Below are 12,916 nucleotides of genomic sequence, written 5' to 3' on the forward strand. Positions count from 1 at the left end.
CTTTAACTAGATAAAATTTAACTTGGTCATTTTTATATAAACTCTAAACGAAATAGCCAGTAAAATTACTGATACTGCTTGCAAAACAAATATAATCGGAAGATTAAAAAACCAATTAAGCAAAATAGGCGTAATAAGCGTAATCATACTAATAATTCCAGTTACAATAACAGGAAGACTTTGTTTGACAACTATCATCTCACTGTCCCAATCATAGTTAGGATATTTTTTATTTAATGAAATTCCGATTACCATTATAAAAAGGGAGTAACATATGGGAACAATAACTAGATTCATAACTTGAATAGGATTCATATCAAGTTTCAGCATAAATACAGATACAGAAATCATATATCCAATCAAATGAAGTGTAAGGTTGACAGCTATCTTAGCATTTAAAATCGTTTTCACTTCAACTGGAGAACTTTTCAAAATCCAAATATTTTTACCTTCTAAAGATATAGATGAAGCTGCTGGACAACTGAGTGAAAGCATAGATGCAATAAAGACGGGAGCTAAGTTTGAAAGATACTCATTTATATTTTCAATTCCTGCAGAATTTCCTATTTGACCTACAGAATTAAAAAGGAAACATATACTAAAGACACATAAAAGAATTACTCCAAGCCCAGCATTCAAGACTGCCATATAAGAACTTAAAAATCGTCCAAGCTCTTTTTGATACAAGGAAAAAAATACCGATTTTCTTTCATAAGATACTTTGTCATTAGCATAACTTGATTTTGTATTGGCAAGTGTATTAAGTAGTCCATACTTCAACGAAGCAATTTTGACAAATAGATAAAAGACGACTATTGAAAGAACTATATAAAATCCCATCCCATAGTACATTGGAAAATTGTAGTATGACATAAATAGTCTAGAAATTGGATACAGTCTAGTAATTTGCTTAGCCAGAGTAACCCCAATACTACTTTCATCACCTGATTGCAAAGCTGATAATGCAAAATATCCAATTATACCTAGCATCGCAAATGAAAAAATAAGAGAGATAACATTTTTTCTTTTAAAAAAAGATGAAGCGAAAACAATAACGAGTCCCATGCATGCCGCTATACACATAGGAATCAAAGGGACAAAAATTATAGAAGTAAAATACAATATAATCTGTAGGAGGTTTAAACTTCCGTTCAAGCTCCATACAATTCCACCCGGGAGCATAAATATCAAGCCTATTAAAAAATTCAATAAGTACATAAACATAAACTTGCTGGTGATAATATACGAACTTTTAACAGGTAAGGATTGGAGAATTTCCATATCTCGACTGCCAAATAAAATGCCATTCGAATAAAATACTGTAAAAAATAATATTGAAAAACTTGAGACAGAGACCATATATGCTGGAATCAAGTTCTGCTGTCCGACGTGTACCAATGTTTTCGCTGTTATTATATTATAAACAAAGCAAAATAAGGAAAGAGTTATTATGCCAAAACTCGCAATAGCCATTGAACTTTGTTTTTTATTTCGTGAATCTCTAATCTCATTAATAGGAAAGAAATTAATCAATTGCGCTTTAAGCAGTATCCAAATGTTACTCATTGTTCTGCACCTCCATGAAAAATGCCTCCAATGATTCATCACCTTTGACGTCTCCCGTATTGCCACTTGCAATTAACTTTCCATTTTTGATAATGGCAATCTTATTACATAATTTTTCCGCAACATCCAATACATGGGTTGAAAAGAAAATAGCACCTCCATCTGAAACACACTCATGCATAATTTTCTTTAGTAGGAAAGTTGCTTTGGGATCTAGCCCAACAAAAGGTTCATCTAAAATCAACAGTTTGGGAGAATGTACAAGTGCAGAAATAATGGCTGTTCGTTGCTTCATTCCATGTGAATATGAAGAAATAATCCCCGAAAGATGCTCAGTCATATCAAATAAATCACCGTATTTTTGTATTCTCTCCTTGCGTATTTTTGTAGGAATTTCAAACAAGTCAGCAATAAAATTAATATATTGAAGTCCTGTCATATGTTCATACAAATCTGGATTATCTGGGATATACGCCATCATTTTTTTACAAATAACAGGTTCTTCTTTAATAGAATGACCGTTGATAATTATACTTCCTTCTTCAAAATCATGGATACCGACAACTGCCTTTATCGTTGATGTTTTTCCCGCACCATTTGCTCCAATAAAACCATAAATATCTCCAGGCTGTACTGAAATAGACAGGTTATCCACAACCTTCTTATCCCCATAACTTTTACTAAAATTCTTTATCTCTAACATATTTTCGTCTCCATTGACAATTTGTCAGTCATATTTTGAAATAATACCGATAGCTTGTTTTGATTTAGCTATCGGTACATAGTTCTCTTTACAAACATTCTATCTTTTTTTAATTGCTAAAGAGTTCTTTTGTATTTAGATTTTGTTCCAGCATTATCTTAAATGCATTCAAGTAATCTTTGACAGTTTCTTTCTTTGAAGTTTTTATACCTATGTTATTTGAAACAAAAACATAGGCTGTCATCAGAAATTCTGCTGTTTCTGATGGATATTTTACAGAAAATACTTTTTCTGAGATGCCTTGATTTATTATCCTCTCAAAATATATAGTCAGTTTTTCAATGAGCTTATGAGATAACTTATCTAACATATAACGATTTTCTTCAAGATCAACCGTCTTTTGTAACTCAGTTCCTTCCGCTGAAACGTTATCTGTAGAGATTATTGTGGCATCTATAAAGGCTCTTGTTTTTTCAATAGCAGTTTTGTCATCATCATAGACAATCACGTGAATATCACTCAATAATTTCTCTGAATATCGTTCCACGAGACAATACAGAATATCTTCTTTATTCTTAAAGTGATAGTATAGCAAACCTCGTGATATATTTACCTTATCGACTATATCCTGAGTTGTTGTGTTCGCATATCCTTTCTCCATAAAGAGGAGCATAGCAGCGTCCATAATCTCAGCCCGTCGAATTTCCGGATCTTTTACATCTCGCATTTTATTCCTCCTGTTTATAAATTATACTACTCTACTGACAAATTGTCAATTATAAAATTACCTTTTTGAGGATACCAAAAAAACCTTGACACCAGGGCTTTTTCGTTAACATTTTTTCTAAGCTCGTACAAGCAGTGATGCTGCCTCAACATGGGTTTTAGAGGACTAAATGGAGTCTGAATTGCCTGATAGAGATGTAGTATTGATTAAGCAATCAACAAATAATGTACAAAACAAAAATAAAGTACACTGCTTAATGAGTGTACTTTATCCTTCTAATTCAGTTTTATCAATGGTTTAGCTCTAGTTAAGTCGATTAGTTAAATTAATTTAGACTATTGCTTTTTATAACGACTATAAATTGTATGCTCAATGCTATAATTTATCTTCCAAATCTACTTCTTCATAATTTATCGGAATTAAAGCAACTTCACTGCTTAGAGTAGATTGTTTTTCATTTTCACTTATTTGAATGGCATTTTTGAGTGAAAAAATAACTTCTCTTACAAGATTTAATAAATCTAATGTACACTCTTTCAATTCAAATTCAGTTAGATATAATCTACTTTCGTTATTATCTACACTTCCATCAAAAAAATTTAATGTTATATTAGTAAACCTATGCTCTAAATAATTTCTAATAATTTTCAATCGCTTTGAGTTTGGATTAGCTGTTAAAGAATTATCACCATTATCAAAATCTTTCGCTATCCAAAATATAGATGACAGACCAATGTTCTTATCCAAACATTTATTTAAATCGCTATTAGACCTCCAAATTGAATGAAAACTTACTTGTCTAGTCTCAATTTTTAGAGAATAATATTCATTTATAAACATTGCAACTTTATCTAATAATGAATATAGTGTTTTGAAAGCCGCTTTTAAACCTTCAACTCTGACAGAGTATTGTACATAGTCTAGACAATCAATAAGATTAACATTCTCGTCAGCATAATGAACCGAATCACTCTCAATGCTATTAAAACAGAGATAACGCGCATAAACATATTCTTGCTTAATTTGATTAAACATAGAAATATATTTGTTTAAATCTTTATCCGATTGAAATAATAAACTTGGTAGTAAAAGATTATCATCATATCTATTTATATCGTCAGCTTGTAAGTCATTAAGTGGATTAAGATACAGCCCGTTGTTCCAACACCATTCGCGATACTTTTTTGAATTAGGATTATAATCGATGTCTTTACAAGAGCATTCATCTAAGTCTTTATAATTAAGATATTGTTCGTAAAGTTCAATAAATCGCTTTTCTGCATAATCAACTCTGTTTGGATCTGAAACAGTTATGCTTGTTTCTATTAAATTTTTAATTTTTTTAATAAAGTGGAGGTGTTCGTTATCATTCAAAAAATTACGATAATGATCTAGACAAATAGCCAAGTTACCACTAGCCATTGTGAATCTTGGATTGATTTGTATACATTTACAATACATCTTAATAGCTAACTGCTTTCTACCACAAGCATCTAATAGATTCGCGTAATTGGTGTATAGTGAACATAATAATGGGAAAACAAACCTACTGTTCTCAGAATTTATATCAGCGTTATTTGAAATTTCTATAGCTTTTCTAAAGTAATAAATTTGTTGAACTGTAAAATCGGTATCTATGTTGAAAACTAAGTTATCACTTAGTTCAAATATATCAGCGTATGCTGTTCCAATAGAATAAAATAATTGAATTTTGGAAATATCATCAATAGTATTTTCCATATTTTTTCCAAATTCTATTAGTCTATAGATTTCCTCTATATTTTTATGTTTAAAAGCATTATCGAAATCCATTGACAATTTAAGTACACTATGATTAATTGGATTATTTGTTAACATCTTCACCCCAAACTAAATATTTCGATTTTAAATTTGATTTTCCTTTATTTTCCTGTTCTTCAACTAACATATCAGATAAAAACTCTTTTATCATGTCCCAATTAAAATTCTCTTTAAAACCTCTACTACCATCAGAAGGAACATTTAATGAAAATGTTGCAAATACAGTTTCACAAGTTCTTCTTGGAAATTTTGCTAAGTAAGAATCAAAAAATGAATTTGAATACCTATAATGATGGCTATGAATAAAGTCTTTCCATGTATTTAGCATAGTCTCTTCGTCTACAATATCTATTACGGAAACTTCTTCAAGTGGTCGGTCTTCAATATTTCCCCATGCTTTTTTCATTAAATTAACAGCATCTACATCGCTCTTAGGAGCACTGTATCCAAAAATAGTTAACATATATGAATGATCGACAAAGTAATCTAATGCTTTCCAACACCAATTTATGTATCCATCGGAAGAATAGTCTTTGTTTTTTACGGGATACAATAATTTTGTTGGATTTAATTTTTTATAACATGTTGGGCAGTAGCAATCTACTCCTCCAAACTCAATATGTTCTTCACAAAACCCAACAGCTACATTCCCATGTAAACAAAGAATTTTTGGCAAGTTCAGAGTAATTTTTGAGCAGCGAATATAAGCCTGTATAAGTAAAGGGTCCCAATTAAACGTAGCTATACAATCTTTATTAGTTAAACTTAATATTAAAAAATCATAAATTGTTGGTTCATCAGGTAACTCCAACGAAGCAAAATAATCATAGAGTCTTTCTTCTAGCTTTCTAACTATTTCGGAGCACTCTTCTCTCTCAAATAATTCTGAGTAGATATCCTCTAAATTTTCGCTCTTTGTCTGTAATTCAACACCAGCAAGAATTTCTTCTAAATTTAGTTTTTTTAGCAATCCATTCATAACTGAAGAACTTTTGCCGTTTTTATCACCATCTGGTATTGCTGCAATAGTAGCACCAGCGCCTAGAATAACTGTATGCGATCTCATCTCATTTCTCCTGAAAGTCTTTTGACACTATTATACCACTGTATCTACTTTATTTATGCTTCGAATACTAATCTTATAACCATAAATATTTTAAATAAAATGTACAATTGAACCACCACTTCTTCTACACCAATTAGAGTAAAAAATGTACAAATCAATTTCTTAGATTAGAGAATATTACGTACTACAAAACATACAAAATACCACTCCAAAATAATGTACAAAACAAAAATAAAGTACACTTTTTAAATAATGTACTTTATGCTTCTAATTCAGTTATATCAATGGTTTAAGTCTTGTTTAGTCAATTGTACATAAACTTTTAGTTTTTATCGGATTGTCTTAGTAAAAACACATAACCAAAAAAATTTTTAAGCCAATTATACTCAATTATGTACTTTATTTAAGTGAACACTGGAATTTTTTACTACTCTCAATTCAGGTGAAAATGTACTTTATTTAAGTGAAAACTAAAAATATTTCAAATGTACATTTTGACAATAAAAAAACACTCTAATATCAATTTAATGAAATTTAGAGTGTTTTTATTTATCTATATTTTTTTAAACTGTACAAAGTGTTCTTGCAAAATACCACTCCAGAATAATGTACAAAACAAACATAAAGTACACTTTTTAAAGAATGTACTTTATGTTTCTAATTCAGTTATATCAATGGTTTAGTTCATGTTAAGTCGATTGTACATAAACTTTTAGTTTTGCTATATAATGGAAAAATCGCTTAAAATTTGGTAATTCATTGCTTCATTGAACTTATCGTTTTAAAATTTCTAATCTTCTTCAGTCTATTCGAATATAATATAAAAACTCGATCTCATCATCTAGAGACCGAGATTTTGTTTTTATATAGTTTTCATCTATAAGAATCTGTCGGGTCAAATAAATCTGAAAAGAATTTTTCTTAAATCATCAACAGATACAACATAACATAAATTATGTAAACAAATACTGCTATAAAAGCAAATCTTTCACTTTTCCAATTTCACTTTTTGGAATTACGAGATGAATCATATCACCTAGATACATCCTTGTAGATCCATTAACTGTCTTACTCTTACCATTATGTACCTGGGTTGTGATAAGCACATTATGAGGTAAATTGAGTTCGTGTACTTGTTTTCCAGCTATTTTGTCTGAAACCGGAATTTCTATCAGTGTAACTTCTCCATCATCAGTTGCTGATTCAGGTAGCATTTTCTCCAGCATGGCTTCATAAACCGGTGCCCCTTTGAGCAAATCCATGACGATGTAAGCTACTAGGGTAACCATCCCTAAAGGCATGAGATTTCGGATGTCACCAACCATTTCAGTCACAAGAATCATAGCTGTCAAAGGTGCTTTTGAGATAGCCCCAAAATAACCACTCATTCCAAGGATAACAAAGATAGGAAATTGCTGCTGGCTAACAAGTCCAAGATTGACACAAATAACGCCTACTAGGGCACCAAGTAAGGATCCTAATGCTAAAATCGGTAAGAAAATACCACCTGGCAGTCCACTTCCGTAACTAATCATGCTCCAGATAAAGCGAATGATGAAGTAAATTAAGAGAATTTGAAAACTATAATCTTGTTCTGTTAAGGATAAGACAACCTGATTGCCCCCACCAAGTATTTGAGGTAGAAAAATTCCTACTGGAATAATAAGAATAAAGGCAAAGATCGGATGATATGCTTTATCAATGTGAACCTTTTGGCCAATCCAATCATAAACTTTTCCGACATTCAGAACGGCTTTTTCATAAAGAAAACCTGAGAGCCCAAGAAAAATTCCCATCACCAGATAAATCCAATATTGATTCAAGCTCATGAGAGGGATATCATCTGGCATATCCAGAACGGGTGTTAAGCCAAAGATGAGAAGAGAAACAAAGTTTGCTACCAGACTAGCTGCCAAAGTAGATACCCAGAAAAATCTTGAAAAATGATGGTAAACTTCTTCTACTACAAAAAGCAGACCTGCTATTGGAGCGTTAAAGGCTGCAGCAAGTCCAGCAGCAGCTCCACTCGCGATTAAAGAACGTTCTTCGACAGGGCTAGACTTGAGCCACTTAGCAATTCCTTTACCTCCAACAGCACCTAGTTGAATACTTGGACCTTCACGCCCTAACATGAGTCCACTCGCAATTGCGAGAATACCAAGAACATATTTCTTCCATAGCACACTCCACCAGTTGAGAGACATGAGACCTTTTAACTCAGCCTCAACTTGAGGAATACCAGAACCTTTGATATCTTTTTCCGAGCGTGTTAATTTGGCGCTAAGCCAGCAAATAACAAGATAAAGCAGGGAGATAATCAACAGGTTACGTACAAGATTATCTTGATCATGATAAAGCCCTTGGATGACATGAAATCCTTTTTCAATAGAAAACCGAAAAGACCCAACAATAAGGCCTACGACTAATCCAACGATAATACCTCGCCCTACTTGAGATAGAATTGTACTAGATGCAAAGGCAAATTCTTTCTTGGAACTAAGTGTTTCCGACTGTTCCTCCATAATTTTCTCCTTTAATTATCTTTTTCAGCTTCTGAAACGATCGTTTTAATCGGTTCAAAGCTTGTGCGATGAATGGGTGTAACACCGTGCTTTTCTAAACCTTCTAAATGTTTAGCCGTTCCATAACCAGCATTTTGAGAAAAATCATAACCTGGAAATTCCTGATCATAGTTTTCCATGATCTTATCTCTGGTAACCTTAGCAACGATCGATGCTGCGGCAATAGAAAGCGAGTTCGCATCTCCTTTGATGATGGATGTTTGAGAAATCGGCAAATCCAATTTCATAGCATCAATCAAAAGATGTTCTGGTTGAGGTTCAAGCTGAGAGATAGCTTCTTTCATGGCTAGTTTAGTCGCTTCATAGATATTGACTTGATCAATGACATGATTGTCCATAATGCCAATACTGATTGCAAGAGCCTTATCTTTAACGGCTTGAAAAATCTCCTCATGTTTTCTCTTAGGAATCTTCTTACTGTCATTCAAGCCTTTTATCTTACAATTATTTGGCAGAATGACTGCTGCAGCAACAACAGGCCCAGCTAAAGGCCCACGTCCAACTTCATCTACACCTGCAATTAAGCTAATACCTTGAGCATAAAACTCTTTTTCATAGCTAAGCATGGCTTCTAAGCGGAGATTTTCATCAATTTTAGCTTGAATGGCTTTCTTACGCTTTTCAATTTCCTTTTGTACACCTGAACGAGAATCTTTTTCAAATTCCTTAAACAAGGGACTTTCAAGTTCAGTTATCTTTGCTAATTCTTCTTTTATTTCTTTAATCGTTGCCATTGAGGTCTTCCAATGTATCTAATGTATAGTTACCTAGTTTTCCATCACGAACTTCTTTGACGAAAAGATTGTAAAAGCGATCATAATCATCACGGAAACCAAGGATACGAGTCATGTCCATGATAATTTCAGGAGCTTCATCGTCCAGATTCATTTGTTTAAAACGTTCTTGAAGCTTATCGGGATAATGGGTTTTAAAGTAATTAAGACCGAAAATCGTCACTTCATCCATTGGAAGCAACTGATCTTTGATAGCTCCAGTTAATGCGAGTTTAAGGGCGACAGTTTCATCTTCAAATTTTGGCCAGAGAATCCCTGGAGTATCCAAAATTTCCAAATCCTTATTGGTTTTAAGCCATTGTTGACCCTTAGTAACACCAGGTTTATTACCAACTACAGCAATTTTCTTACCAGCCAAACGGTTCATCAGTGTTGATTTACCAGCATTTGGAATACCGATTATCATGGTACGTAAGGTTTCGATTTGAATCCCACGTTCCTTTTGACGAGCAATCTTATCTGCCATGAGTTTCTTAGCAGCGTCCGTTACAACTTTTACCGTAATTTGCTCTTTAGAATTGATTGCCAGTGTTTGAATGCCTTGTGATTCAAAATGCTGACGCCATTCTTTTGTTAATGCTGGGTCTGCTAGGTCTGCCTTGTTCAAAATCAATAGTCTTGGTTTATCTCCGATGATTTTCGTCAGCATCGGATTTTGACTTGACAAGGGCAAACGTGCATCTACTAAAACTGTCACAAAATCAACGAATTTTAAATTTTCCTGAACCTGACGACGCGCCTTGGACATATGTCCAGGAAACCATTGAATAGTAGCCATTGAGTTTTTTTCCTTTCATAGCAAGGGTTTAGAGACCCTATTTTATTTTACTATTGTCTAAACACCAAGCGAACACCAAAACTACCATGCAATGGAAAAACCTCTGATTTGATTCTCACTTGATTTCACAATCTTTATATCAAACTGTGGATGGTATTTGACAATATCTTTTTTGATTTTTAATAGTAAATTTGAAACAATATTTTTAGGTGAATAACGTGGACTAAGATGTAACAAGTCTTTGAACTCATCAACACTTAATTCTACTTTATTGCTATTATCACTAGTTTCAATGAATTTTTCAATCATTCTGGAATATTTACAGGTATAACTTTTCAATTCTTCAAAATGGAAATTGTGATTTTCTACAAATTGATTTAAGGCTTTTACAGTATTTTCTTGTGAACGATTTATATTATGTGTATAGCCCATTGTTGTCTCAAAGTTTGCGTGTCCTACTCTAGTCATAATATCTTTCACTGCTATGTGCATCTCATTACTTTGAAGGTAACTAATATGCATATGCCTAAACGAATGGGGAGTAACATGTTTTACCCACTTAAAACCATAGTCACTTAAACAATTTGTCAATAATTTTCCTTCTATTCGTTTCAAAATTTGACGAAAAGTGCTTGATGTTATTGGAGAGCCGTATTCTGTTCTAAATACACTTTCAGAATGTGTAAAAGCAGGACAGGGATGTTTCTCCATATAAGCATCAAACTCTTTATTTCTCTGTATTGTCCTTTTAATAGCTTCGCTTGCAGCTTCAGGCAAAGCTACTTCTCTAATTGAATTGAGTGTTTTAGTTGTATCAAAATGAAATTGTTCAACTTTTAAACAATGATATTGAAGTGCCTTATCAATATGCAAGATTCCTTTTTCAAAATCAATATCTGATGGTAAAAATGCTGCTTCACTAATTCGAATACCTGTAAGCAACAATACTATAGCAAGATCATAATAGTTTGCATTTCTGCATTGGCGTAACACATCAAAAAATGCATGTAATTCATGGATTTCTAGAAATTTAGAATCATGTCTTTCTTTTGCTTTACGCCTTTTCTCTAGTGAGATATCTAGTTTTACCGCAGTCATTGGAGAAAACTTAATGACATTATATAACACACCATGATTAAAAATCTTATTACAAGTACTTTTTATATGAGTCATTGTTGAAGGCGATGCATCATACATTTCTAAATATTTATTGAGACTATTTTTCATCAGAAGTGGAGTAATCCTGTCTAACAAAAAATCATCTCCTATAATTTTCCCAAGACGCTTTATAACCAGTAGTTCTCTCTGAATTGTTTGTGGTTTAACAGAGACACACCAAGTCTGAAACCAATTTTCTTTTAACTCTCCAAATGTTGTAATCAGTTCAGGGCTAAACTGACTTTCAAATGAAGTAGTTAGTCTATCTATTTTATCAAGAACCTCTCTTTCAGCTTGTTTCCTCGCCCTACTAGTATTCTTAGTATAACTTACAGTTACTGATTTCCACTTTCCTGTTAGTGGATCTTTGTACTTTTCAACCACTTGATATAAGGGTTGCCCTTTTGAATTTGTTTTAGTTACATAATACATAATTTAATTCCTCTTAACTCTTAAAAAGAAATAAATCATTGTTGTATAGAATAAATAACTATCCTATATTATACCATGACTTCCTTATTTTGTCCGCTTTTGCTTCCATCTTAAGAAACTTTCAAATCCTTCTAGATTAATGAAAACAAGTTTGTGGGTTGGGTTAATTACATACGTGGAAAATGTTCTGTTTTCTCGCATTTCTTTAATCCATCTGTTCAATGTATATTGATTTAAACCATCCCATCTTTTTAGAATTCCTTTTTTATCGGCCCATTCTGCAATGGAATTTTCGACAGATATATATTTTATATTCATGACATCATCCTTCCTAAAAAATATTTTTACCTCCATGGCATGACTGATGAAGTCATCATAAGAATTTCACTTGCTGCTCTTTTACGGTGGCAGCCTGAACGGTCAGAAGTATCATTGTATATCATTTGTATCATGGCATATAAAGTATCGCTCTATTTTATTGATGGTTTTAAAATCGCTCTTATCATGGCGAGCCATTCAAATCTGCTCCACAAATGAGGAAAGTACCATTTTGGACTATTCAATTGTCAAAGAACAAATAAAAAATCTCCTCATTTTCACACTCTATGCAATTGAGGAGATTATTTTCTAAAGCGAATTTTATCAGGAAAATCTGTCAATCCCAATAGATAGTCTGTACTGACATCGTAAAAGTTTGAGAGAGTTACCAATACATCTGCCGTCAAGGCATGCTCACCCCGTTCAATTTTAGCATAAGCTGAGTTTGTAAACGAAAGTATTTTAGCTATTTGTTTTTGGGTCAAATCGTGATCTTCCCTCAAATCTCTCAAACGTCTGTACATCTAGCTTTCTCCTGAGAAAAGTATAATATATAAAACCAAGAAATCTTTCAAACTGTCCAAACTGGACATTTTGAACTAAAATTAATTTATTAAACACTTCTCGTAAGCATATCTATTATAGGTAAGACAATATTAAGAAAGACGGTCAAAATCTATTAACCGTCTAAAAACAAAAATGTTATAAGCTATTAAAAAATCAGCAGTAATCCGGTAACAAAAGTCGCATAATTTTGTTAAGGAAGGAATTAATGATGTTCAGATTACTGCTAACCAGCAAATTGAAAAATGGTCAACATGATATTTCTAATGTGAATCTCTTACTTTCAGAACCTAAAGGTTGAATAATAGCCACCCCCTACTTATCAATAAAATTATCCGTTGCATTAACAGATGTATATAAACCACTCCATGGATCCAAAGCAATTAACTAGACTTTATTTGTCAATAACCACAAAATTAGATTAGAAA

The 12,916-nt window shown here is 32.6% G+C and carries 11 protein-coding genes; all 11 read right to left on the minus strand.

What is annotated here, in order from left to right; all coding sequences use genetic code 11:
* Nucleotides 1-6: 6 nt before the first annotated feature.
* Nucleotides 7-1,566, minus strand: a complete 1,560-nt coding sequence (locus HMPREF2795_RS07940) for a putative ABC transporter permease subunit (RefSeq protein ID WP_075228599.1) — start codon at nucleotides 1,564-1,566, stop codon at nucleotides 7-9.
* On the minus strand, nucleotides 1,559-2,269 hold the full coding sequence (locus tag HMPREF2795_RS07945; RefSeq protein ID WP_025197147.1) for an ABC transporter ATP-binding protein: 711 nt from the start codon (nucleotides 2,267-2,269) through the stop codon (nucleotides 1,559-1,561). Before HMPREF2795_RS07945 ends, HMPREF2795_RS07940 begins: the two co-directional genes overlap by 8 nt.
* Before the next feature lie 109 nt (nucleotides 2,270-2,378).
* The gene (locus tag HMPREF2795_RS07950; protein ID WP_025197146.1) at nucleotides 2,379-2,996 is read right to left on the minus strand and encodes a TetR/AcrR family transcriptional regulator; all 618 of its coding nucleotides are present in this window, start codon (nucleotides 2,994-2,996) and stop codon (nucleotides 2,379-2,381) included.
* 375 nt (nucleotides 2,997-3,371) lie between these two features.
* The gene (locus HMPREF2795_RS07955; protein WP_075228600.1) at nucleotides 3,372-4,853 is read right to left on the minus strand and encodes an LA2681 family HEPN domain-containing protein; all 1,482 of its coding nucleotides are present in this window, start codon (nucleotides 4,851-4,853) and stop codon (nucleotides 3,372-3,374) included.
* On the minus strand, nucleotides 4,840-5,862 hold the full coding sequence (locus HMPREF2795_RS07960; RefSeq protein WP_075228601.1) for a hypothetical protein: 1,023 nt from the start codon (nucleotides 5,860-5,862) through the stop codon (nucleotides 4,840-4,842). Before HMPREF2795_RS07960 ends, HMPREF2795_RS07955 begins: the two co-directional genes overlap by 14 nt.
* A gap of 971 nt (nucleotides 5,863-6,833) precedes the next feature.
* Nucleotides 6,834-8,384, minus strand: a complete 1,551-nt coding sequence (locus tag HMPREF2795_RS07965; protein ID WP_000392581.1) for a ClC family H(+)/Cl(-) exchange transporter — start codon at nucleotides 8,382-8,384, stop codon at nucleotides 6,834-6,836.
* A gap of 11 nt (nucleotides 8,385-8,395) precedes the next feature.
* Entirely contained in the window at nucleotides 8,396-9,178 is a 783-nt protein-coding gene (locus tag HMPREF2795_RS07970) for a ribonuclease HII (RefSeq protein ID WP_000201094.1), read from the minus strand.
* The gene (ylqF, locus tag HMPREF2795_RS07975) at nucleotides 9,165-10,016 is read right to left on the minus strand and encodes a ribosome biogenesis GTPase YlqF (RefSeq protein WP_000201329.1); all 852 of its coding nucleotides are present in this window, start codon (nucleotides 10,014-10,016) and stop codon (nucleotides 9,165-9,167) included. The genes HMPREF2795_RS07970 and ylqF overlap by 14 nt, the downstream gene beginning before the upstream one ends.
* Nucleotides 10,017-10,097: 81 nt before the next feature.
* Nucleotides 10,098-11,606, minus strand: a complete 1,509-nt coding sequence (locus HMPREF2795_RS07980) for a tyrosine-type recombinase/integrase (protein ID WP_075228602.1) — start codon at nucleotides 11,604-11,606, stop codon at nucleotides 10,098-10,100.
* Between the two features lie 84 nt (nucleotides 11,607-11,690).
* Nucleotides 11,691-11,924, minus strand: coding sequence for a DNA-binding protein (locus HMPREF2795_RS07985; RefSeq protein WP_075228603.1), 234 nt, complete (start codon nucleotides 11,922-11,924; stop codon nucleotides 11,691-11,693).
* A gap of 302 nt (nucleotides 11,925-12,226) precedes the next feature.
* Entirely contained in the window at nucleotides 12,227-12,448 is a 222-nt protein-coding gene (locus tag HMPREF2795_RS07990; protein WP_000286248.1) for a helix-turn-helix domain-containing protein, read from the minus strand.
* Nucleotides 12,449-12,916 lie beyond the last annotated feature (468 nt).

Origin of the sequence: Streptococcus sp. HMSC056C01, assembly GCF_001811305.1 — a bacterium.
Taxonomy (GTDB): domain Bacteria; phylum Bacillota; class Bacilli; order Lactobacillales; family Streptococcaceae; genus Streptococcus.